We start from the raw sequence: 22,064 nt of genomic DNA on the forward strand, positions 1-22,064 counted from the left end.
AAGTAATCCTGTAAAGCGACCGGCAACGGGCTTTACAGGATTAGTTTGTCATCAGAAGTCGTAGCTGAGCTGTACAACTATCTCCCTTGGCTCGCCGGGGAAGTGGCCATTACGTTCGCTGAATCCGCTGACTGCGTAGACTTTATCAAACAGGTTCCGCACGTTTACGCTTAACAGCAGATCATCCCACGACGTTGTCCAGCTGGCATCAAACACGGTGTAAGGTTTCACTTTCTGACCGTCCAGGCTTCGTTGTTCACTGACGTAATCAACCCCGAATGCCACGGAAGAATCAATACTGTCGATAGCATAGCGTGTCCAGAGTCCTGCCTGATGGCGGGGCGTATTGGCCAGGCGGGTACCGTCATAAGTGTTGGCGGTCTCACCTGATGCAATCCGCGTATCGTTATAGGCATAGTTGGCAGTCACGCTTATGGTATTGGTTATATCACCGACCAGCGTGAACTCAGCCCCCTCGCTTTTCACCAGTCCGAAATTAATCAGCGCCGGCTCTGTGGCATCATTTTCACCTTCGATGTAGTCCGGATTGGCAATCACAAGGTTTTCTTTGTCGATTTGATAAACGGCAACGGTTGTCATGATGCGGTTATCCAGCCAGCTTTGCTTGAGGCCCAGTTCCACCTGTTCGCCGGTTTCCGGAGAAAGTTGAACAGGGCCGGCTTCCGCGAAGTCGTTGGGATCCACAGGGTTGAAACTCTGCGAATAGTTCAGGTAGACGGTAGTGTTGTCAGAAGGCGTGTAGATAAGGCCGGCGCGGGGCGATATATCACTGTCAGAATATTCCGCCAGCGTTTCTTTATTTTCTTCATCGAAATGATCAAGTCTGGCACCTACAAGAAGGGCCCATGAAGGTGAAAACTGGATCTTGTCCTGAATGTAGGCACTCATTCGCTGACGTTTATTGCCGTCACGGTTCATGTCTGTGAGATCATATGTTGAAGGGTCGGTAATGCCGTAATTCAGGGTGAAGATATTCAGGTTGGCAACGCCGTCCGCTTCATAACGGGCACGGAAGTAGTCGTATTCTGTTTCCATATTGTGGAAGTCACCACCAAATAAGAACTGGTGTGCGGTTTCACCGGTGTCGAAATCATACACGAAGTCCAGTGTCAGGCTGATTTCATCATTTGCTCTGTACTGTTTACGGTATTCGCGACGGATAATTTGATCATCAATATTGGCTTCATCGTCGCCGTTGGCATCCACCCAGCTTCTGGATTCATGATAGGCCTGCTCACGCTCGTTATCCAGATAACGCAGTGTGCCGTTAATCGACAGACTGTCTGTGAAGTTGTGGGTGAGGTTTGCCTGTAAAACCAGCGCTTCGAGATCCTGATAATCGCCTTTCTCGTTTGCGTTGTAGCTGCGATCAACAATGAAATTCCCGTCGTCATCCACGGGTACACCGCGCAGGCGGTTGCCGCCCAAGTTCTGCACGATGTAATCGAAGGTTGTGGTCAGGGTGGTATCCTGTCCTGTCAGGAAAGTCATGCCGCCGGCCAGCTCAATATTTTCTGAATCAGCGTTATTTCTGAAGCTGTCCTGGCTTTCATAGAATCCGCCTAAACGGTACGCCGCGGTGTCAGAAACCGCACCGGTAAAGTCAGCTGATGCACCGGCCAGTGAGAAATTACCGCCTGTCAGGGTGATATTTTTCTTTTCTTCAAAAGACGGTTTCCGGCTGACGTAGTTAATCATACCGCCCGGCTCGCCGCCGCCATACAGGGAAGCCGCCGGCCCTTTCAGCACTTCAACACGTTCCACGTTAAAAAGCTGAGGCACACTGAAGCCGGAGAAAGGATCGCCGCGGACGCCATCATAAAACACATTACCGTCGTCCCTGAAGCCACGGAATGTCACGCCGGAGTAACTGAATTCACTAACCCCGGCAATAGAGCGGTACATATCCGTGATGTCGCGTGCGGCCTGATCCTGAATGAGCTGGCGGGTTAACACCTGCACCGACAACGGAATTTCCATAATATCTGCGTCGGTCTTTGTTCCAAGGCGGGTATGGCTGTCCAGATAGAATTGCTGTGCACGACCTTTTACTTCGATTTGTTCTACATCTTGCTGGTCCTGCGCACAGACAGACATTGTCGTCAGCGCAGCTGCGACAGCCAGGGAGAGGGGTTGATATTGCATGAAAAGAAAAGCCTGAAAGTTAAGATATCTTAAGAACTGATAATTATTCTCATTCTCAAGTTAATTGCAAGCTTTTCTATGAAAAGTTGATTTAACTGAACTTCATAATATGCAGAAATTGAACGCCACTCATACAGACCGGCAGCTTATTCATTCTTTGAGTCTTCCGCACTGTTTACCACCGTTTCCTGATGATGAATGTGAGGTGTGGCCTCTTTTTCTGCTTCCTTCAGGGCTTCCTGAATTAACGTTTCGAGCTGGATAAACAGCTTTATAAAATTGTTGTCTATGCGCTCGCCACTGGCATCGTCTAACCAGGCCGCGTAGAGCGTATCACTTTGCTTCGCTTCAATAGCCTTGTAAGCCGCAACCTGTTTCTTCGCCTGAATAGGGTGAATGCCTAATGACCGGAGCGCTTCAGCCCCCATTTCCAGCGCTGAATGGTAGGTTTCTGACACCACAAAATCGACACCTGCCTGCCGGAGTCTGTAGCCGTGCCCGCGGTCAAAGGCGCGGGATAATACCTTAACGCGGGGATAGGCATGCTTGATATATTTCACCATGTCGATGCTGCTTTCTTTATCATTGATGGCAATAACCAGCATCGAAGCGTGTTCGATGCCCGCTGTGTGCAGCATATCGGGTTTGGATGCGTCTCCGAAATAGGCCTGAGTGCCGATACGGCGCATGTTATCAATCTGTTCAGAGCGGATATCCAGTACGACGGTTTTAATGTTATTGGCTAACAGCAGGCGGTTAACGATTTGTCCGAAGCGACCGATCCCGGCAATGATCACCGTGCCTTTTTCTTTTATCTCGTCTGGTTTTCTGCGGTTACTGCGTCCGGTGTACAGGGGCATAATGACTTTGTCGAAAAGAATGAACAACCCCGGGGTCAGGAACATGGAGAAAGCAACGACCAGTGACAATATTTCAATCAGTCCCGCCGGCAATACAGCGTTCTGACCAGAGAAACTCAGCAGCACAAAGCCAAATTCACCGGCCTGAGCGAGACTGAGGGCAAACAACCAGCGGTTTGCCGCTTTGAGTTTAAAAAACAGGGTGACGACAAACAGTACCAGCGATTTCACCAGCATGACGGTGAGGGTAAGGCCAAGTATGATCAGTGCATTGTCAGTGAGAATGTCTACGTTAATACCGGCGCCGACAGTGATAAAAAACAACCCGAGGAGCAGCCCTTTAAAGGGTTCAACATTCGCTTCCAGTTCATGACGGAACTCACTGTTGGCCAGCACAACACCGGCCAGGAAGGCCCCTAATGCGGGAGATAATCCCACCAGGCTCATCAGCGCGGCAATACCTACCATCAGCATGAGAGCGGTTGCGGTGAAAATTTCCCGTAAGCCTGACGAGGCCACGAATTTGAATAATGGCCTGCTGAGATAGTGACCGCCAACGGTTACAACAGCCACAGATGCAATAATTACAATGGCGTACAGCCAGGCTGGTAAGCCCTCCACCAGACTAAAATTGTTCCCGTGGCTGCCGCTGTCTGTATGCTGAGAAGCTAATTCGGGCAGCGCGAGGAGCGGTATCAGTGCCAGCATGGGAATAACGGCGATATCCTGAAACAGCAAAACCGAAAAAGCGCTTTTACCGCCCTCAGTTTGTTGTAATCCTTTTTCCTGAAAGGTTTGCAATACAATGGCGGTGGAAGACAGTGAAAATATCAGGCCGATGGTGAGCGACACCGACAGGGTTTGTCCAAGAGCCTGCGCCAGGAGGGTAATGAGAACTGTGGTGAGCAGCAATTGTAATCCGCCCAGTCCTATCAGCCGGGTTTTCATTGCCCATAATGATTTGGGTTCCAGTTCCAGCCCTACAAGGAACAGCATCATGACCACGCCGAACTCGGCAAAATGCTGAATCGTTGTGGTTTCATCTCCTACCAGTCCGAGCACCGGCCCGATGGCCACCCCGGCCACCAGATATCCGAGCACAGAACCCAGCCCTGAACGTTTGGCAAGCGGCACTGCGATGACCGCAGCAACCAGATAGATGAAAGCTTGCAGAAAATACCCTGTCATGGCGTAAGTGTCGTCCTTAAACAGAAAATGGGGAAAAATAGTGTGCTGAGACCGGCTGGCTGTGCCGGTAATCTGATGAAAACGGCAGGGAGCAACCACAGTCTGATTATGTCGCTATCGGGCACAGCGGGCAATGTACCGGCAGAGGAAATCCTATAAATTTTGGCTATATCTGATATTCAGTGATATGCAATTATGTTTTTTGTTAGGGCAGTTAACAAATTGTGAATTCATTGTTTGACATTCGATGTCATTTCACTGAGTATTTAGGCACTTTGCGCCCCGCTATGAACCAGAACAACACCCTACAAAAGATTTGCTCAACCAGGCAAACGCATATTGTTCGGGCAGGGAAAAGTATCTGACTGATAACGCTCAGCGGCGTGCGCTGACCGCTTATCGCTACACGCAACAACAACGAACAATATCAAAAAGAGAGTACATTATGGCTGGTTCGCCTTTACCTCAATCAGACAACGTTCAGTCGAATAGCACATCAACACCGAAGTTTGCTTTATCAGTAATGACAAGCATCTTCTTCATCTGGGGATTCATTACGTGTCTGAATGACATTTTGATCCCGCATTTGCGGATGCAGTTCGATCTGAGCTACACCCAGGCCATGTTGATTCAGTTTTGCTTTTTCGGCGCTTATTTTATTTGCTCAATTCCTGCAGGACGCATTGTGGGACGCATTGGCTACAAGAAGGGCATGGTAACCGGCTTGTTGATCACCGCTGTAGGCGCTGGTCTTTTCTATCCTGCAGCAGCCACTGCTCAGTACGTATTCTTCCTCGCGGCACTGTTTGTGCTGGCTTCCGGCATCACGTTGTTGCAGGTTGCAGCAAACCCTTACGTGGTGGCGCTGGGTCCGTCGTCGACAGCTGAAACCCGGTTAAACCTGACACAGGCATTTAATTCACTGGGCACCACTGTGGCACCTTTGTTTGGCGGCTTGCTTATCTTCGGTCTGGCAGCGAACGCCACTGCAGAAGCCCACGCTGAAGCGGTACAAATTCCTTACATCGGCATTGCGGCGTTTCTGATTTTGCTGGCGGTGATCGTATCGAAAACCTCGTTGCCGGTGATTGCATCTCAGGAAAAACCGGTGAAGCCGCTCTCTTTTGCGCAACTGAAACAATATCCTCATTTACTGTTCGGTGTACTGGGTATTTTCCTGTATGTCGGCGGTGAAGTGGCAATCGGCAGCTTCCTGGTGAATTTCCTCGGTGAGAGCCATATTGGTGGCATGAGCGAAGAAACAGCCTCTGCGTACGTCGCTTATTACTGGGGTGGTGCCATGGTTGGCCGGTTTGTCGGCAGTTATGTGATGCTGCGGGTCAGTGCACACAAAGTGCTGACAGGAAATGCGGTTATCGCCATGGTGCTTATCATTACGGCGATGATGACATCCGGTCAGGTTGCGGTATGGGCAATTCTGCTGGTGGGTCTGTTTAACTCTATCATGTTCCCGACTATTTTCAGTTTGTCACTGAAAGGCATGGGACAACATACCTCTCAGGCATCCGGCCTGCTGTGTCTGGCTATTGTAGGCGGCGCACTGGTTCCCCTTTTACAGGGAGTGATGGCAGATGGTATGGGTGTGCAACTGGCGTTCATCGTACCAGTGTTCTGTTACCTGTATATTGCCTGGTTCGCATCGGTTGGCTCGAAACAGCAAAAGAATGCACCGGACGCAGAGCTTGCTGCTTCCTGAGCGCATCGACGCATAACAGCATTGGCACATAACGAAATAAGGCAGGTTAATTCCCTGCCTTTTTTGTCTCAGTCCATTATCAGAAAAATTCCCGCCCCTGTCTACTTCAGGGCTGTAATCAGCCAGTGGCAATATTCCATTCTGCTATCTGCCAGTCTGTCGTTGATAAAATAGCAAACCAGCATGTCGCCGGCCCGGCCGGTTCCCATGGCATAGCAATGCCCGCTTATCCTGGGAGACCAGAACGCGGACTGCATTAATAGTTTATCCAGTGTTGCTTTTCGGCTGTCGCAGAACGGAAAAGCGATGTACCAGTCATTGTTCGCTGCTTTTATTTGCTCAAAACTCACTAACAATGGCCACTGCGCCAGCACGTAACGGGGCAGGGGCGGATAGTCGTTCGCCGTGCTCTGATAAAATGTCTGATGAGGTGATAATACCGTGGTGACCAGGGAAGCTGTCTCATCTGAGGTCAGTGGTGGTAAAAGGGCGGGCTTTCCTCCACGGAACAGTGTCTCCAAATCCGGTTTTTTCGTCAGGTCAGCGAACGCTATGGCTGATGATTTTGCGGTATTAACAGAGACATTATCCTGTGCCCTTAATGTGGCTTTGTAATAGCCGGTAAGTCGTTTAACTTCTTCTGAGTGCTTGTCAGAATCACCGTTATCAGACGTAATTTCTGAGGGTACACTTAAGGATTCCGGCTTGAGCTGGCAAGAAATACTGTAGCCATAATCCTCAGCGACGGAGTTAAGTTTGTCAGCGATGTTGCCGGTGTCGCCATTATTGACAAGCAGTGTGATATTGTCCGGCCGGTAATATCTGCTTTTGAACTGCCTGACGGCTTCCATCGTTAGCTGCGGCACTGTGCCGCTGAAACCGCCGGTAAAAGCCTCACTGTATTTCCCTTCCTCCAGCAGCGATGCCACATGTTGCCGGTAGGTAGGTTGTTGCTCGTAAAAGTCCAACTCCTGAAAGATAACGCCGTTTTTTTCCCGCAACATATCGTCATCTGAATATTGCTGGTTGAGTAAGCCTGAATACAGAAACGACAGGGCGTGATGAAACAATGCCTCATGGTCCGTTTCGACAAAGTAAAATGTCATCTCTTCCTGCGTTGAGGCATTGATACGAAGGGGGAGTAAAGCCAGCGCGGCGAATAAATTATGGGCTTCGGGGAAATGCAAAGAGCGCCTGAAAACCAGATGCTCACACACGTGAGCCACGCCGGAAGCATCATTCACCGGCGTTGGCAGTGCAAACACGCCGGTAAACGGAGCCGCGGGGCCGGAACATTTTTGGATGACGGTGGCAGGTGAGGGAGACATTCCGTCACCTGCTCATACAGTCACAATATCAATTTTGTTTTTCGGATCCCGCAAGATCACCGCTTTGTCTTCGTTACGTGCCGCTTTCTCAATCGCGGCTTCGATGGTGTGATGATGGGGCGACTTACTGCAGACCGGGTCGGCCTGATGCATATCGCCGGTGAGCATATAAGCCTGACAGCGACAGCCTCCGAAATCTTTTTCTTTTTCATCACAGTCGCGGCAAGGGGAGGGCAGCCAGTCTGTGCCGCGGAATTTGTTGAAGGAAAAGTCCGAATACCAGATTTCGTTGAGGGATTTCTCCTTCACATTCGGGAACGTCATCGGCAGAATTTTCGCGCTGTGACAGGGCAGTGCTGAGCCATCCGGGGTGACGGTGAGAAAGGTTGAACCCCAGCCGTTCATACAGGCTTTCGGACGGTCCTCGTAGTAGTCCGGTGACACAAAAATGAATTTAGGCCCTTTACCGTTCTGCTTTTCGCGGAAAGCATTAACCTTTACTTCCGCTTCTTCCAGCGTCGCTTTTGAGGGCAATAACTGATCGCGGTTTACGTAAGCCCAGCCGTAATACTGTACGGTTGCCAGTTCGACAAAATCCGCATTCAACTCACAGGCCAGGGTCAGCACGTCATCAATCTGATGGATATTCTGGGCTGTCAGACAGAAATTGAGGACCATGGGATAGTCGTATTGCTTGATGAGCCTGGCTACTTCCAGTTTCTGCGCAAATGAATGCCTGCGGTTACCGATAAGGTCGTTGTCTTCTGCATTCGCAGCCTGAAAACTCAGTTGAATATGATCGAGTCCGGCCTCTTTTAAAGCGGCAATACGCTTTTCTGTCATGCCTATACCGGAGGTAATTAAATTTGTATAGAAACCCAGTTCGGACGCATGGCTGACCATTTGCTCCAAATCTTTACGTAATAAGGGTTCACCGCCTGAGAAACCCAGTTGCACGGCTCCTATTTCACGGGCTTCTGTCAGCACCCGCAGCCAGTGGGAAAGATCAATTTCCTCTTCTTTTGCTGTCAGGTTTAAGGGGTTTGAACAGTAAGCACAGTGCAGGGGACAGGCATAGGTGATCTCTGCCAGTAACCACAGCGGCGGACCGGCGGCCGGCGTATTCGTTTCATCAGACATAATGGATCCAGTCTTTGCTTTCGGCATCGCTTAAAAACGCGGTGATATCGTCACCGATATCTTCCGGGGCTTCCGGAAACTTTGCTTTTAGTGCAGTAATGATATCGCCAACAGATTGTTCACCGTCTACCTGCAACAGGATCTCTGAAGCACTGGGGTTCAGTTTCACCATGCCTTCAGGGAACAGCAGGACGTAGCAATTCTGCGCTTTTTCAAATTGCAGTTTATACAACCGGTTGCGCTTCGGGATGCGTGTCATAGTAACCCCTTGTGACAAAGTGACTGGTCGCCGATCCCCGTGTAGGGTTTACGGCCGTACTCGTAAGCCAGGCTGATAGCATCTGCCATCGACCACAGAACGTCCAGTTTGAACTGCAGGATATTCAATGCTTTTTGCTGTTGTTCGCGGGTGACAAAATGGTCCAGCGTGATTTGTAAACCGTGTTCAACGTCCCGTCTGGCCTGACTTAATCTCATCTGAAAATAGGTGAAGCCTTCCTTATCAATCCACGGATAGTGACCTGGCCAGCTATCCAGACGACTCTGGTGTATTTCGGGAGCGAACATTTCTGTGAGTGAAGAGCAGGCTGCTTCTTCCCAGGTCGCACGGCGGGCAAAATTCACGTATGCACCCACAGCAAACTTAACCCCGGGCAACAGGTATTTTTCAGACAACATATCGTCACGGTTAAGGCCCACAGCTTCACCCAGCCTCAGCCAGGCTTCGATGCCACCTAAGCGCGGGTCACCGTCTTCACCGTCGTGGTCAAGGATCCGCTGGATCCACTTTCTGCGTGTGGTCATGTCCGGACAATTAGCCAGAATGGCTGCGTCTTTAACCGGAATGCACACCTGATAATAAAACCGGTTAGCTACCCAGCCCTGAATCTGCTCTTTGGTACATTCCCCCTTATTCATAGCTATGTGGAAGGGGTGATAAATATGATAGTACTCGCCTTTAGCGCGAAGTTTTTGTTCGAATTCTTGTTTTGACCACGGCTGTGCTGTCATTGTCAGTCCTCAGCGTTAAAGCGTAATGTGCATGCCATCGTAAGCAAGCTCAATATGATTGTCTTCGAGGTATTGGTGAGCAGATGAGTCTTCATCCAGTACCGGATTTGTATTATTAATATGGATAAGTACCTTGCGCTCTATGTTGAACCTGTTCAGCAGGGCAACTGCACCGTCTTCACCATTTACCGGCATATGGCCCATCTGCGTTCCCAGACGGTTACTGAATCCGTTTTTAATCATTTCATCGTCAAGCCATAACGTGCCGTCAAACAACACACAATCCGCTTTATCCAACATACTCTCTACCAGCGGATTTGCCTGAACACAGCCGGGAGCATAGAAAACCGATTTGCCGGAACGGGTATCTTCAATATGCAGGCCGATATTGTTGCCCGGCACAATGTTATCTCTGTATGAGGAATACGGCGGCGCATTTGAAGCCAGTACGACAGGATGAAAACGAAGACCATCAGCACCTTCAGGTGTAAAAGCACTGTCGTACTCTGTATCAATTCCGTGGCGATGAAGCCCGCCGTGCCAGTGTTTAAGCATGGTGAAAAGAGGAAATGCACCGGTTAAATCTTCATAGACCACGTCAGTACAATATACCGGCAGCGGCAATCCTTCCCGCAGCGTCAGTAATCCGGTTGTGTGATCAATCTGACTGTCGGTAAGCACAATAGAACGGATAGATGTGCCACGCTGCTGCCCCGGGTCCGCCGGCCACAGTTGAGGTGTTTGATTAATCTGCTGGCGCAGGTCTGGCGACGCATTGATCAGCACCCAGTCTGTGCCGTTGGAAGAAACCGCTATGCTTGACTGCGTGCGGGCAGACGCATTAATTGAGTTTTGCCGTAGCCCTTTGCAGTTTTTGCAGTGACAATTCCACTGGGGAAACCCACCACCTGCACCGGAACCTAAAACGAGAATTTGCATACTTCACCTCTACCGTCTTAGCGTTATATAAGAGGAATAAAAAAGGCTGCCAGTGGCAACCTTTCATCAGGGTGTCAGTCAGCAACGCTGAATGTCACCGGCACCACACCAAAGACCTGCTACTGATATCAACAGCCAGCCTTTGCAGGGCTGTTAACGGTTTTTGATGTACAGAGTAACTTCAAAACCTAAACGCATTTCAGTATATTGAGGCTTAGTCCACATGGGGCGGCTCCTGTTTTTATTAACGATGATTTAACATTCGCAATCATTATAGAAAACGACTTTTGGGAAAAAAATCCTACTTTGGCACTAGTTCCCTGATGCTGACTGCTACTTTGGGAGGAAGGCGTTGACACCTTGCTCTCATGCTTTAACCGTGCCGTTGGCTGTATTGGCAAAGCAGTTTTTTCACGGGGCAACCTGACTGTATGTATCAACTATAGCATCAGGCAAATAGCTTTCCACATCATTATGCCGTCCCACATTGTTACAAAAGGTCTGTAATAAAAGATTCGCCCCTTGCTTTTTGTGAGCTCCTGTAATTGATATAACTTCCGGTTAGATCCAGGGAAGAAATTAATCTCGAACTATCACTGAAAAAATCTATCATTACTCTTGAAATCTTTCTTGAGATAGATCAAAAATTGACCTGTCGGTTTTTGTTATTTTACAAGGAGCCCAAGTTCCGGAACAGGGATTGTCCAGTGGCAATAAATTAGGTAAATAAATCTTTTCTATGATGTGATCTTTCGCAGGCAGTGAGACGAAAGAATAGGATTCTACCCGGAGAGTAAAAATGAGTATTCCTGTTATCCGTCCGACCCTTGCCGATCAGGCGTTACGTATTGAACAATCACACATCTGGCTACATTGTTTCCGCACATGTGCCAGGTGTGAATCTCTGTCTGATACGCTTACCGCCTATGATTTTAATGATGGCAGCCGTTTGATCCTTGATTCAAGCCATCCCTTTCCTCAACCTGTAAAAAGTAAGGCAGCTTTACGTATCGCCTGATTTTCTTTCCTCCAACCGGTTATCTTAACCGGACTGACTTTGAGGTTGTCGTAGTGGTAAACATTCTGTTTACCGTACCTCATTGTCCAATGGTGTAGCCCAAAACAATTCCTGCTGCCTGCCTTCCGGTAGACATACCATTTGAAAAATCCTACGCTGATTTTGTCCGGACTGATGCCTTCATTACTGTTTATTATTTCTGAAATTACCTTGGAGATATATTGAAAGTTTACAGGGCGGGTTTCAAATTCTGTTCTCTTTTCCAGTTTTATCCGGGTACTCTGTCACTTTGCCTGATCTGACACACAATAAAGCGTGATTACGCTGACTTAATAATCCTTTGAGATCAACTGTACGGTAAGTGGCAGGATGATCAGTCACAATAGACAGAATAATTATAAACGGGAGAAACCATGAAACTCACACCTGTGTACACAGCATTACTGGCAGCGGGCCTGCTTGCCGGTTGTAATGAATCTCAGACTCCGGCAACCGAAACTACCGGCGTCACCGCTGCTCAAAAACAAGCAGCAGAAATGGCATTGTCCGAAACGGCGAACACTTACACGACTGCGTTTCTGACACAACAACCGGCTTTGTCAACGATGCTGGCATTGACGCCGGAGCAGGCTGGTGGTCCGTACAACGATAAGTTTCCAGACTACACTGCAAAAGGGATGGCTGCGCTGCAAAAAAGCATGGCAGAAGGTTCTGCGGCCCTTAAAGACATTGACCCGGCAGGGCTGACAGCAGAGGCGCAGACACACCGTAATATTCTGATTAATATCTTTGACTACTACACAGGTGATACCCGTTTCCCCGCAGGCTACATTGATACCTGGGGCGGTCATCTGCCTTATATCATCAACCAGATCTCCGGGCCGTTAATCGACATGCCAAAGCTTATGCAGGTACAGCAATCTGTAAGCAATGAGCAGGAAGCAGACGCTTACATCAGCCGCCTGGAAAAAATGGGTGAGTTCGCTGACGGCGTTGTGGCTAAGTTTAAAGCCGACGAAGCGAAGGGCATCGTTTTACCTAAAAAGCTGCATCCGAAGACCATCGCTTTTTTTAATAATTTTCTCGCCAGTGAACCTGCAGATCATGAACTGGTGAAAACCTTCGCAGAAAAGCTCACACAAGCAGAAGGCATTGATGATAAGCAACGTGAAGCGCTGGTGGCAAAGGCAACTGAACTGGTGACAACGGTTGTTTATCCGGCGTGGAACCGGGCCCGCGATGCGGTGCTTGAGAGCGAAGCACATGCAAGTAAAAGTGACGGTATCTGGGCGCAACCGGGGGGCGATGAGTTTTATGCTCATGAAATCCGTTTCCTTGGCGATTCTGTGTGGACGGCAGATGAAATTCATCAGACCGGTCTTGATGAAGTTGACCGGATTTCAGCGCAGATGGACACCATTCTGAAAGAAAATGGCTACAGTGAAGGAACGGTGGGGGAGCGGATGATTGCCCTTGCCGGCTTGCCAGGTCAGGTATTTGATGCCACGGAGGAAGGGCGTGGTGCGCTGCTGGATTATCTGAATGATGAAATTGATGCAGTGATGGCAAAAGCGCCTACATTCTACGGCACTATTCCGGAGCAGGCTGTCGAAGTGCGCCGTATTCCACCGGTTTCGGAAGCGGGTGAAGCGGGCGGTTTTTACTCGCCGCCTTCCCTGGATGGCGCACGTCCCGGGATTTACTGGATTAACTTACGTGATATGGAAGCGGTGCCGAAATTCGGCCTGAAGACGCTGACTTATCATGAAGCCGTGCCGGGGCACCATTTCCAGATCGCGCTGAACATGGCGCAGGAAGACATTGGTCTGATGCGTCAAAACGCGCCTTATAACGCGTATGTTGAAGGCTGGGCACTCTACTCTGAATACGTTGCTGCTGAGTATATGGGCATGTACGACGATGATCCGCTGGGGGATTTAGGGCGTCTGCAGGCTGAATTGTACCGTGCGGTGCGCCTTGTTGTTGATACTGGCCTGCATCACAAGCACTGGACCAGAGAACAGGCGATTGATTATTTCCATAAAACTACCGGTACATCTTTATCTGATGTTGTGCCTGAAATCGAGCGTTACATGGCGTGGCCGGGTCAGGCACTTGGGTATAAGTTGGGCATGCTCACCTTTGTCAAACTGGAAAAAGAAGCAAGGAATGCACTAGGTGACAAATATGACATTAGAGAGTTTCATGACGTTGTGCTACTGCCCGGTGCGCGACCCATGGCAATGGTGAAAAGAGATGTTGAAAAGTGGGTGGAATCTAAAAAATACTAATTAAAACATTTCTTTGCATTTAATTGAGGCCGGACCTGTTCCGGCCTTTCTTATTTCCGCGCTTCAGAACGTCACCGGAAATCACCGGTTTCCCCGCAAAAAAACGGGTATGCGTACTTATTAGTATCTACATCTGATTATCATTTTGTATATCGAACACCCATAAGGGTCTGGCTACACTCCGGCCATATCAGGAAAACGACCGTTCCCGGTGGAACATCGTGCATCAATGCCTGAAGAGAAGATAAAGAAGGATGTAGCTAATGTTGACATTATCGCAGTTTCGAAACAGTTACCCGTTGCAACTGGAATGTTCCCTTGCAACGGGAAGCAGTCCGAAAACATTGTTGCGGCTGTCTGCGAAATACAATGGCCGTGATCCTTTCAGACGCTTCGTCGAACAAACGGCGACCAGTAACCGGCCAATCCATTTTTTAGGCAATGACCGGAGTCTGGATGCCAGTGTGGCGAACTTAAGTGAGATAAGTAAGCAGATTGCAGACATTGAAGAATGGCTGGGTTTATCTTATCAGGACATTCTGAAAAAGATTTCGGGTGCATACAGTGATACACCGGTGAGTAAAATTTTTGATTTACAGGCACCGGGAAAGTGGGAAGGCGTAACCCGCAGTGAAATGCAGACACTACTGAAAGAGCTGCATTTCTGGGTGGTGTATATCAACGATCTGGACATTGTCCGTAAAGACGTGAGTTCCGCAAAGAGCTTACATTACTTCTTGCGGCGCCATCCGGTAGGAAGTTGTCAGACACTGGCTGATGTTGTGCTGTTAAACAATGACAGCTGGGATCTGGATGAAACCCGCTATCAGGATATTCTGGCTGATTTAATCGCCAGAGATGACGACTGTATTTTGCGCTGGATAGAACAACCTGAACCGGTAGCTCATTTTAATATCCGCTCAAAAGTGCCTTATAACTCCATGCTGACCTGGGTCATGTTGTCGCTGACGTCACGGACCTACGGCTATACCAGTAATTTGTGGGGCACTAAAATTCAGTGGAAAAAACAGGGCTTTAAATTACGCAAAGATGCGAGGCCGTCACCGGTATTTCATTACTATTCCATGCCGTCGGCAGAATTGTCGTGGGGAGAGGGCGATGAAGGGGCTGCGCAGAAAGGTCGCCGTATTTCACTGGTTTACAATGCCAGTGAGCTGGTGGATTACAAAGGCATGCCCTACGAAGAAGGATTCGTTGAACCCTTATCCACATTGAAGAACCGGATAGACAGATTGAATGTGGATATCAGGGAAGGTGACGAGCCCCGTTTCCATCCGCAGGAAGATTATATCGAAATGCCGCCTGAAACCGGACTGTATGCCAAGCATGTCACAGAAGCCTGGTATCAGGCCATCTTACCGTTACTGATCCGCTGGGCCGGTCATCAGAAACGGCTGGATGTGGGACGACATTTGCTGAACCCGGTGCAGTACGACGCCTATTCCACACTGGTCACAGAAGTCGCCACGTCGAATTTGTCAGCGCGCTTTGGTCTCGACAGAAAGCCATGCCAGACCAGTGTTCAGCGTATTGGTAACTGGCTGGACGAATTGCCTTCCAAAGAGCGTTTCGCGGTTGTAGCCAGTGCATCTGAGTGTGCAAACCGGCTTTGTCACTATCTCTTCCCTGACAACCGTCAGGAAGACTAAAATAGCCTGTGCAGCCACTCTTCATGGTGGTTGCACGGACTTATTTGCTATTTTTGGCGTTTTTTTGTCCGTTTATCGTATTTTTCCCGGAGTTTGTATTGCCGTAGAACGGGAATTTGATAGAGTTGTGCAATCTGTCACCGCCTTGTCATTTCTGGCTTGCAGCGGGATAATAACGATAATTCAGGATGCGCTTCATGTCACAACAGTGCTTTCGTATGAAAGGCACCACGCTTACCAGTATTGTACTGGAAGTCCTTCATTTCGAACCGGATGAATTTGACACGCAACTGGCGGCGAAAATTGCCAGTGCGCCACATTTTTTCACCCGTTCTTCGCTTATTCTCCATCTCAACGCTACAATGTCGGCAACAGAGTTCGAGTTGCTGGTTGCTTTATGCCGCCGTCATCAGCTACAGCCGATGGCGATAAAGGGTGAAACCGACGGGTTAAAAGCGACGATAAACGATCTTGGTCTGGCTGATATCAGTCAGAGTAAGTTAAGTGAGCGTTCACTGACAGAAGCAAAGCCCGCCGAACCGGAACCGGAGCAGACGCCTGAGCCGGTCACTGAAACCGTAACAATCACCAAAACCACAGAAGTACTTAAGCCGGCAAAAATTGTTGCCCGCCCTGTACGCTCCGGACAGCAGGTGTATGCGGATGGCAGTGATCTGGTGATACTGGGCGCCGTAAGTGAAGGGGCTGAAATCCTGGCGGACGGAAATATTCACGTCTACGGTACCCTGCGCGGTCGCGCGCTGGCGGGCGTAAAAGGTAATACTGAAGCACGAATTTTTTGCCAGAACATGGAAGCTGAGCTGGTATCTATCGCCGGCAGATTCGTGATGCAGGAAAACATACAAAATAAGTGCTGGAAGCAACCAGCGCAGGCATATTTAGATGCAGATGCACTTCTTATAGAAGCATTAACCTAACGCAGTGCAGACGCTATTGGGGAATAGTAAATGGCTAAAATTATTGTAGTAACTTCAGGAAAGGGTGGGGTTGGCAAAACAACGTCCAGCGCCGCCATTGCTACAGGTCTGGCACTGGCCGGACACAAAACCGTGGTGATAGATTTCGATGTGGGTTTACGGAATCTTGATCTGATCATGGGCTGCGAGCGACGTGTGGTGTATGACTTTGTTAATGTAATTAATAAAGAAGCCACGCTGAATCAGGCACTGATTAAAGACAAACGTACCGACAACCTGTACATCCTGCCTGCGTCACAGACCAGAGACAAAGATGCATTGACAATGGAAGGTGTCCAGAAGGTACTTAACGATTTATCCGAAGATTATGACTTTATCATTTGTGATTCGCCGGCTGGTATTGAGCAGGGCGCGCAAATGGCACTGTATTTTGCTGATGAAGCTATCGTGGTAACTAACCCGGAAGTCTCTTCAGTGCGGGATTCTGACCGTATCCTGGGTATTTTGCAGAGCAAATCTATGCGTGCAGAACAGGGGAAATCAGTGAAAGAGCACTTGTTGCTGACCCGTTATAACCCGCAACGTGTTGCCACCGCAGAAATGTTGAGTGTTGCTGACGTGGAAGAAATTCTGGCCGTTCCGCTGCTGGGTGTTATTCCGGAGTCTGAGGCGGTTCTGAAAGCGTCTAACCAGGGTACACCGGTCATCCTTGATGATGAATCGAATGCCGGTCAGGCGTATTCTGACGCGGTTCGCAGACTGCTGGGCGAAACGGTAGAACACCGCTTCCTGGACGTTCAAAAGAAAGGTTTCTTTAAGCGACTGCTGGGAGGTAAATAATGGGTATTTTCGATTATCTGCTGAAAAAAGGTAAGCCTAACACTGCCGCAGTAGCCAAGGAACGCTTGCAGATCATCGTCGCCCATGAGCGCCGTAAACGTTCTCAACCGGATTACCTGCCAATGATGCAGCAGGAAATTCTGCAAGTTATCCGCAAATATGTGCAAATTGCTGATGATGATGTATCGGTGCAACTGGAAAACAGTGACGACTGCAGTGTACTGGAACTGAATATCACTCTGCCTGAGAATTAAACCTCAGACGTTATCGAAGTGAAGGGCCTCTGGGCCCTTTTCTTTTATGTGTTTTCTGAGTGCTTCAAAAAATGCCGGAAAATCTGCAAGTAATGTGTCGTAAACCGGCAATATTTCCTCAAGACTGTTTTCAAACCGGTGTTTAAACCGTATGCGGGATGCAGTGCGGTTCAGTGCCATGTTCACACCGTCCAGTGAGGCATACACATCCAGCCAGCGATTGTTAATCATACTGCCGGTAACCTGCTGCATGCGTGGTGGCATTTGTCCGCTCCGCTGACCCAGCAGGCGGTATCTGTCACCGCAGAAGTCGTCAAAAGATTGCTGTGAAAATTGCCTCCAGTGGCAAATCAGAAAGTGGTCAAATAACACGTCCAGGGTTATACCGGCAAACCGCCGCCTTTCAGGGCTGAATGTTTTCTTAATGTCCCTGACCCAGGGGTGACTGTCAGTAAATTTATCTACGGCCATGTGATTACGCAGGGCAATATAAACCGGAGCTGGCAGTGAGGTGGTATCCAGTCCTTTCTGAAAATCTCCCAGCAGGTTGCCAAAACATGAGTCGGGTGTGGGACGGGCAAGAAAAAGGTGAGCGAGATAGTTCATCTGAGGCGAAGTGAATAACAGCCATTCCTGTTAAGGAATGGCTGCACAGTTGTCTCAGCGGTCGTATTTTGCTGCCTGGTCTTTAGCCGGCAGGCTGTCGCTGATAAATGTCCGGATGTCATCGTTAGCGGTTTTCAAATCTTCATATCGTAAATACATCATATGGCCACTACGATAACCTTTAAAGCGCAGACGGTCTTTCATTTTGCCGCTTGGGTCTAACTGAGTCATGGTGTATTTGGCATCAAAGTAATTGGTGGCGCCGTCGTAATAACCCGACTGAATCATCACGTTCAGGTACGGATTTGTTGCCATGGCCTGACGTAAATCTTTACCGGTGTGATTGTTCTCACGATCCCAGGGATGCACAGGACCAAACATATTGTATTTGGTGTCAGTCACAAACTTCAGATCGTTGCGCAGATAGTCGTTAATCGCCGGTGTGAAAGAATGCAGCCAGGATGTCAGTTCAGCATTGTAGTCCGGCCCGTCACCCAGCTCTTTTTCATCAATACCCAGGTAACGACTGTCCAGCCGGCCAATGGTTTTACCTTCATCACGGAGCAGTGCTTTCCAGAAATACCATGTGCTGACGTCCAGATTACTTTGTGCAACTTCCTGTGCGCTTAAACCGGAATACGCGGCAAATTGCTTAATAACCTGCTGCTTTTCGGATTCGTCGATCCATGCGCCTTTTGCCAGTGCCGGTAAAAGGGTATTCAGCGTCCAGGTTTCGACTTCCGGAAGAAACGCTTCAAGATCTTTGTTCTGGTATTCAGCCGCCAGTTTTTTGTGAAACCACGCTGCGGCAGCAAAATAGGGCAGGCGGTTAGCGGCTTCTACCGGTCCGTCGCGGTTAATGCCTAATTCTGTAGGAGAGACCAGAATCACGCCGTTCAGGTACATCCACTGCTGTTCCTGCAGCGCCAGCGCCAGTCCGGACACCCGGGTTGTACCATAGCTTTCGCCAATCAGGTATTTTGGTGAGCGCCAGCGGCTCTGACGGGAAACAAATGTATTGATCCACTCTGCCAGATATTTCACATCGGCATTAACGCCAAAGAATTGAGATTTTTGCTGCTCTTTTGACGGCATTTTGCCTTCAGCGTCAGGCAGTACGCGGCTGTATCCCGTATTCACCGGATTCACATAAACGATGTCCGCCACATCCAGAATGGAGTAGGGATTGGTCTTCACGCCGTAAGGTTGTAAGGGATAGCCCTCTTCGTCGATATTCAGCACTTTCGGGCCGGTATAGGCGATGTGCATCCACACGGAAGCGGAACCCGGACCACCGTTAAAACTGATCACCAGCGGGCGTGTGGCTGTATCTTTTACGTCATCCCTTTGATAATAAGTATATTGCAAAGTGGCGGTGGGGTTTCCCTCTTCATCCCACACCGGTTGCATACCGGCAGTGGCCGTATAACTGACTTTCTCGCCGCGGATGGTGGTTTTATGCTTGGTTACGGTGGCGGATTCAACCGGAATGCTGCGTTTGGTTTCAACCGTTTGTTCTGCGGCCAGTGCAGGGGTAATGGCCAGTGTTGCTGACACGCCGAGTACCAGTGCGGAGACGGAACGACGAAGTTTCATAGTATTTCCTCTGTCTTTTTGTTGTTAAACGGGCGCTGTAACCGCGCCCTTTGTATTATTGTGACTTCTGTTTTTATTGCTGTTTCAGGCGGTACAGTAAAATGGCTGCCCGCTTGGACTGAGAAGGCAGTGCTTCAAGGTTGCCGGTTTCATTCACAGTATGACCCGCAGAACCGCTCATGCCCAGTCCGTCAATGGCCATTTCAACGTATGCTGAAGTAAAAGATACATCGGCGGCGCCTGCATTCAGCGGGTTGACCGGTGCCACTTTACCCTGACCTAAATCTTCACTGACATTGCTGTAAATTTCCAGCAGGGCTTTGTTACCGTCTGTTGGTGCCAGAGCGGGATATCCCTCACCGAATTCAATGGTACTTTGGGTTTTTGGCAGGGATGCCGCGACGATTTCCCGCATTTTATCTTTCACACGGTTAACCTGGTCTTCCGAAATAGCACGGATATCCCCGGTGACAATGGTGGTTTCAGCCACTACGTTGTTCTTGCCAAAGGTGGTGCCGCTGTTTGCTTTGCGGTCGTGGGTGACGGCTGTTCCGCCCATGATACGGCCGGGATTATACGTCAGCAGTTCTTCGCTGCGCAGATCCGTATAGAAGGTGTTTAAAATTCGCGAAGCTTCATAAATAGAACCGGCACCCACGTTATCTTTAAAGATTTGAGAGGAATGAGAGGGAACGCCGGTAACAGTGAGTGTCCAGTCGATAGAGCCACGGCGTGAAATGTTTGCTGTGGCGGGGTTACCGTCACCATTTTCAAACCCGATTGCAATATCAGCCCATTTTGCACCGTCGGTCAGGGCCTTTTTCGACAATTCCAGCGGGCGGCCACTCAGTTCTTCATCACCGGTCATGACCACCAGAATATTCATGTTTTTCAGCTCACCGGCATCATGTAAGGCCCGCAAGGCTTGCAAAATAACCACATCACCGCCTTTCATATCAGCAATGCCGGGGCCCCGTGCCTGTGTGTCGCTGATTTTTTCGAAAGTCTGAAACGGGCTGTCCGGTTCGAATACCGTATCCAGATGTCCGATAAGCAGCATTTTGGGGCCCGTCCCGCCATTTAGTTCTGCAACCAGATGTCCGGCACGGCCAAATGCCGAACCGTCTTCAAAACGGGCATCAAGACCCAGTGCTTTGAATTCAGGAATAAGAACATCTGCCACTTTTTTCACACCGGCAAAATTCATCGTGCCGCTGTTAATATTGACGATATCTTCAAGCAACTTCAGGGCTGCGGGATTAGTTTTATCGATGTAGTCAGCGAGTTGCTGCTCTTTATCTGAAAGTGCTGCCATGGACTGGGTTGCAAATAAAGACAGACCGAGCAAAATAGCGTGTTTCTTAAAGCCCTTTTTCATAGTTCCCTTCTTTTCTTGTTGTGTGTGCAGATGCGCTGTGGCGACCTGGTTGTGCGCCACAGTGTAATCTGCCTAAGCTACCCAACAGAGGAACAGAAATGCAAAGCTTTAACGACTAACTTGCGAAAGTCTCCGGTGAAGCTAATTGTCCATTGCAGCTAATGGGTAAAGTGATATTTCGCTGAAAGTCGCAGATAGCAGGGTAGCGTGTATTTAAATTTTTATTGAACTGTGTAATCTGGAACTCCGTAGCAGTGTAAACAGGTAAACATTCAGGTGACCGTTTACCCGGCCAGGTTCACTCAGTTTTGGATGAAATCATCTACCCCCTCAGGATCGCAATGGATAGCATTAAGCTCGTAAAGAACACCAGGGAAGAAACCGCTGTTATTGAGGCGCATATTCGTGAAGTCGCAGGCAATACCGGTGAACTTAAAATACTGGAAGCCGGCTGCGGGCAAAAATGGCCTCTTAAGCTGGAAGGGATCCCCCGTCATATCACCGGCGTTGATATTGATGAGGCTGCACTGGCTCTGAGGCAGCAAATTCACGGCGATTTGCAGAATATCATCACCGGCGATTTGCGCGCCTTGTCTTTACCTGCAGCACATTTCGACGTTATTTATACTTCTTACGTGCTCGAACATATCGAGAATATCGATAAAGTACTGGAGAACTTCGCCTTGTGGCTGAAACCGGGAGGCGTTGTCGTGATTAAAGTGCCGGACCGTGACACGGTTTACGGTTTTCTTGCCCGCCATACGCCGCACTGGCTCCATGTTGCCTATTACAGATATATAAAAGGTAAAAAGCATGCCGGTAAGCCCGGTCACATCCCTTATCCTATTGTTTACGATCCTCAGTTGTCCCGCTCCGGTATCAAGGCTTTTTGCGCAAAGCACCAGCTCACGCTATGCAAAGAAATGGGGAAGAATAATTACCTGCGAAAGCGGGCCAAAAAAGATAAGATTGTTCGTGTAGTGGCACAAATGATCAGTAAACTGTCAGGCAATAAGCTGGCCTGGCATTACAACGACATTATTTTTATCATTCAAAAACCAGTCAGTTAGTGCCATTATCCGGCTAACTGTTATGCGTGTTCTCAAGGGACACGCATGATGCCT

The 22,064-nt window shown here is 49.1% G+C and carries 19 protein-coding genes; 8 read left to right on the forward strand and 11 right to left on the reverse strand.

Annotation, left to right across the window (positions count from 1 at the left end):
- Positions 1 to 51: 51 nt before the first annotated feature.
- Both ACXAGR_RS01890 and ACXAGR_RS01895 read right to left on the reverse strand, forming a co-directional pair.
- On the reverse strand, positions 52 to 2,166 hold the full coding sequence (locus ACXAGR_RS01890) for a TonB-dependent siderophore receptor (protein ID WP_474847783.1): 2,115 nt from the start codon (positions 2,164 to 2,166) through the stop codon (positions 52 to 54).
- 146 nt (positions 2,167 to 2,312) lie between these two features.
- Positions 2,313 to 4,214, reverse strand: a complete 1,902-nt coding sequence (locus tag ACXAGR_RS01895; protein WP_474847785.1) for a monovalent cation:proton antiporter-2 (CPA2) family protein — start codon at positions 4,212 to 4,214, stop codon at positions 2,313 to 2,315.
- A 445-nt stretch (positions 4,215 to 4,659) separates the two neighbouring features.
- Here ACXAGR_RS01895 and ACXAGR_RS01900 point away from each other — a divergent pair, with 445 nt between their 5' ends.
- Positions 4,660 to 5,931 carry a sugar MFS transporter gene (locus tag ACXAGR_RS01900; protein WP_474842763.1) on the forward strand — a complete coding sequence of 424 codons (1,272 nt, stop codon included), beginning with the start codon at positions 4,660 to 4,662 and terminating at the stop codon, positions 5,929 to 5,931.
- A 101-nt stretch (positions 5,932 to 6,032) separates the two neighbouring features.
- Here ACXAGR_RS01900 and ACXAGR_RS01905 read toward each other — a convergent pair whose 3' ends face one another.
- From ACXAGR_RS01905 to pqqA, 6 genes are all read right to left on the reverse strand, one after another.
- Positions 6,033 to 7,259: an insulinase family protein gene (locus tag ACXAGR_RS01905; RefSeq protein ID WP_474847787.1), complete on the reverse strand. Its 1,227-nt coding sequence runs from the start codon at positions 7,257 to 7,259 to the stop codon at positions 6,033 to 6,035.
- Between the two features lie 12 nt (positions 7,260 to 7,271).
- A complete protein-coding gene (gene pqqE / locus ACXAGR_RS01910) occupies positions 7,272 to 8,399 on the reverse strand; it encodes a pyrroloquinoline quinone biosynthesis protein PqqE (protein ID WP_474847789.1) in 1,128 nt (375 codons plus the stop codon).
- Entirely contained in the window at positions 8,392 to 8,658 is a 267-nt protein-coding gene (gene pqqD / locus ACXAGR_RS01915) for a pyrroloquinoline quinone biosynthesis peptide chaperone PqqD (RefSeq protein WP_474842757.1), read from the reverse strand. The genes pqqE and pqqD overlap by 8 nt, the downstream gene beginning before the upstream one ends.
- The gene (gene pqqC, locus ACXAGR_RS01920) at positions 8,655 to 9,410 is read right to left on the reverse strand and encodes a pyrroloquinoline-quinone synthase PqqC (protein ID WP_474842755.1); all 756 of its coding nucleotides are present in this window, start codon (positions 9,408 to 9,410) and stop codon (positions 8,655 to 8,657) included. The genes pqqD and pqqC overlap by 4 nt, the downstream gene beginning before the upstream one ends.
- 15 nt (positions 9,411 to 9,425) lie before the next feature.
- Positions 9,426 to 10,349 (reverse strand): pyrroloquinoline quinone biosynthesis protein PqqB, encoded by a 924-nt coding sequence (gene pqqB / locus ACXAGR_RS01925; RefSeq protein WP_474847791.1) that lies wholly within the window; start codon positions 10,347 to 10,349, stop codon positions 9,426 to 9,428.
- Between the two features lie 153 nt (positions 10,350 to 10,502).
- Complete coding sequence (gene pqqA, locus ACXAGR_RS01930) at positions 10,503 to 10,574, reverse strand: pyrroloquinoline quinone precursor peptide PqqA (protein WP_083273040.1); 72 nt, start codon at positions 10,572 to 10,574, stop codon at positions 10,503 to 10,505.
- 574 nt (positions 10,575 to 11,148) lie between these two features.
- On the opposite strand from pqqA, the gene ACXAGR_RS01935 reads away from it, so the two are divergent.
- From ACXAGR_RS01935 to minE, 6 genes are all read left to right on the forward strand, one after another.
- The gene (locus ACXAGR_RS01935; protein WP_474842751.1) at positions 11,149 to 11,367 is read left to right on the forward strand and encodes a hypothetical protein; all 219 of its coding nucleotides are present in this window, start codon (positions 11,149 to 11,151) and stop codon (positions 11,365 to 11,367) included.
- A 413-nt stretch (positions 11,368 to 11,780) separates the two neighbouring features.
- On the forward strand, positions 11,781 to 13,658 hold the full coding sequence (locus tag ACXAGR_RS01940; protein WP_474847793.1) for a DUF885 domain-containing protein: 1,878 nt from the start codon (positions 11,781 to 11,783) through the stop codon (positions 13,656 to 13,658).
- A 263-nt stretch (positions 13,659 to 13,921) separates the two neighbouring features.
- Positions 13,922 to 15,328 carry a zincin-like metallopeptidase domain-containing protein gene (locus tag ACXAGR_RS01945; protein WP_474842747.1) on the forward strand — a complete coding sequence of 469 codons (1,407 nt, stop codon included), beginning with the start codon at positions 13,922 to 13,924 and terminating at the stop codon, positions 15,326 to 15,328.
- Between the two features lie 197 nt (positions 15,329 to 15,525).
- Positions 15,526 to 16,266, forward strand: coding sequence for a septum site-determining protein MinC (gene minC / locus ACXAGR_RS01950; RefSeq protein WP_119502092.1), 741 nt, complete (start codon positions 15,526 to 15,528; stop codon positions 16,264 to 16,266).
- Positions 16,267 to 16,296: 30 nt separating this feature from the next.
- Entirely contained in the window at positions 16,297 to 17,106 is an 810-nt protein-coding gene (minD, locus tag ACXAGR_RS01955) for a septum site-determining protein MinD (RefSeq protein WP_119502091.1), read from the forward strand.
- Positions 17,106 to 17,360: a cell division topological specificity factor MinE gene (gene minE / locus ACXAGR_RS01960; RefSeq protein WP_119502090.1), complete on the forward strand. Its 255-nt coding sequence runs from the start codon at positions 17,106 to 17,108 to the stop codon at positions 17,358 to 17,360. The genes minD and minE overlap by 1 nt, the downstream gene beginning before the upstream one ends.
- A 3-nt stretch (positions 17,361 to 17,363) precedes the next feature.
- Here the strand turns inward: minE and ACXAGR_RS01965 are convergent, their stop codons facing one another.
- The 3 genes from ACXAGR_RS01965 to ACXAGR_RS01975 form a co-directional block, all read right to left on the reverse strand.
- Complete coding sequence (locus ACXAGR_RS01965) at positions 17,364 to 17,966, reverse strand: acyl carrier protein phosphodiesterase (protein WP_474847795.1); 603 nt, start codon at positions 17,964 to 17,966, stop codon at positions 17,364 to 17,366.
- A 54-nt stretch (positions 17,967 to 18,020) separates the two neighbouring features.
- Positions 18,021 to 19,562 carry a S10 family peptidase gene (locus ACXAGR_RS01970; RefSeq protein WP_474847797.1) on the reverse strand — a complete coding sequence of 514 codons (1,542 nt, stop codon included), beginning with the start codon at positions 19,560 to 19,562 and terminating at the stop codon, positions 18,021 to 18,023.
- A 73-nt stretch (positions 19,563 to 19,635) separates the two neighbouring features.
- Entirely contained in the window at positions 19,636 to 20,940 is a 1,305-nt protein-coding gene (locus ACXAGR_RS01975) for a M20/M25/M40 family metallo-hydrolase (protein ID WP_474847799.1), read from the reverse strand.
- 341 nt (positions 20,941 to 21,281) lie between these two features.
- Here ACXAGR_RS01975 and ACXAGR_RS01980 point away from each other — a divergent pair, with 341 nt between their 5' ends.
- Positions 21,282 to 22,010, forward strand: coding sequence for a class I SAM-dependent methyltransferase (locus tag ACXAGR_RS01980; RefSeq protein ID WP_474842739.1), 729 nt, complete (start codon positions 21,282 to 21,284; stop codon positions 22,008 to 22,010).
- Positions 22,011 to 22,064 lie beyond the last annotated feature (54 nt).

This window comes from Alteromonas sp. ABH4_457 (assembly GCF_056160625.1).

What these genes read in the sequence shown, in the direction of transcription:
- minD (WP_119502091.1), top strand. Translation starts at nt 16,297, where the DNA reads ATGGCTAAAATTATTGTAGTAACTTCAGGAAAGGGTGGGGTTGGCAAA.
- pqqD (WP_474842757.1), bottom strand. Translation starts at nt 8,658, where the DNA reads ATGACACGCATCCCGAAGCGCAACCGGTTGTATAAACTGCAATTTGAA.
- ACXAGR_RS01905 (WP_474847787.1), bottom strand. Translation starts at nt 7,259, where the DNA reads ATGTCTCCCTCACCTGCCACCGTCATCCAAAAATGTTCCGGCCCCGCG.
- ACXAGR_RS01980 (WP_474842739.1), top strand. Translation starts at nt 21,282, where the DNA reads ATGGATAGCATTAAGCTCGTAAAGAACACCAGGGAAGAAACCGCTGTT.
- minC (WP_119502092.1), top strand. Translation starts at nt 15,526, where the DNA reads ATGTCACAACAGTGCTTTCGTATGAAAGGCACCACGCTTACCAGTATT.
- ACXAGR_RS01970 (WP_474847797.1), bottom strand. Translation starts at nt 19,562, where the DNA reads ATGAAACTTCGTCGTTCCGTCTCCGCACTGGTACTCGGCGTGTCAGCA.
- ACXAGR_RS01900 (WP_474842763.1), top strand. Translation starts at nt 4,660, where the DNA reads ATGGCTGGTTCGCCTTTACCTCAATCAGACAACGTTCAGTCGAATAGC.
- ACXAGR_RS01975 (WP_474847799.1), bottom strand. Translation starts at nt 20,940, where the DNA reads ATGAAAAAGGGCTTTAAGAAACACGCTATTTTGCTCGGTCTGTCTTTA.
- pqqB (WP_474847791.1), bottom strand. Translation starts at nt 10,349, where the DNA reads ATGCAAATTCTCGTTTTAGGTTCCGGTGCAGGTGGTGGGTTTCCCCAG.
- ACXAGR_RS01890 (WP_474847783.1), bottom strand. Translation starts at nt 2,166, where the DNA reads ATGCAATATCAACCCCTCTCCCTGGCTGTCGCAGCTGCGCTGACGACA.
- pqqC (WP_474842755.1), bottom strand. Translation starts at nt 9,410, where the DNA reads ATGACAGCACAGCCGTGGTCAAAACAAGAATTCGAACAAAAACTTCGC.
- ACXAGR_RS01935 (WP_474842751.1), top strand. Translation starts at nt 11,149, where the DNA reads ATGAGTATTCCTGTTATCCGTCCGACCCTTGCCGATCAGGCGTTACGT.
- pqqE (WP_474847789.1), bottom strand. Translation starts at nt 8,399, where the DNA reads ATGTCTGATGAAACGAATACGCCGGCCGCCGGTCCGCCGCTGTGGTTA.
- minE (WP_119502090.1), top strand. Translation starts at nt 17,106, where the DNA reads ATGGGTATTTTCGATTATCTGCTGAAAAAAGGTAAGCCTAACACTGCC.
- ACXAGR_RS01940 (WP_474847793.1), top strand. Translation starts at nt 11,781, where the DNA reads ATGAAACTCACACCTGTGTACACAGCATTACTGGCAGCGGGCCTGCTT.
- ACXAGR_RS01965 (WP_474847795.1), bottom strand. Translation starts at nt 17,966, where the DNA reads ATGAACTATCTCGCTCACCTTTTTCTTGCCCGTCCCACACCCGACTCA.
- ACXAGR_RS01945 (WP_474842747.1), top strand. Translation starts at nt 13,922, where the DNA reads ATGTTGACATTATCGCAGTTTCGAAACAGTTACCCGTTGCAACTGGAA.
- ACXAGR_RS01895 (WP_474847785.1), bottom strand. Translation starts at nt 4,214, where the DNA reads ATGACAGGGTATTTTCTGCAAGCTTTCATCTATCTGGTTGCTGCGGTC.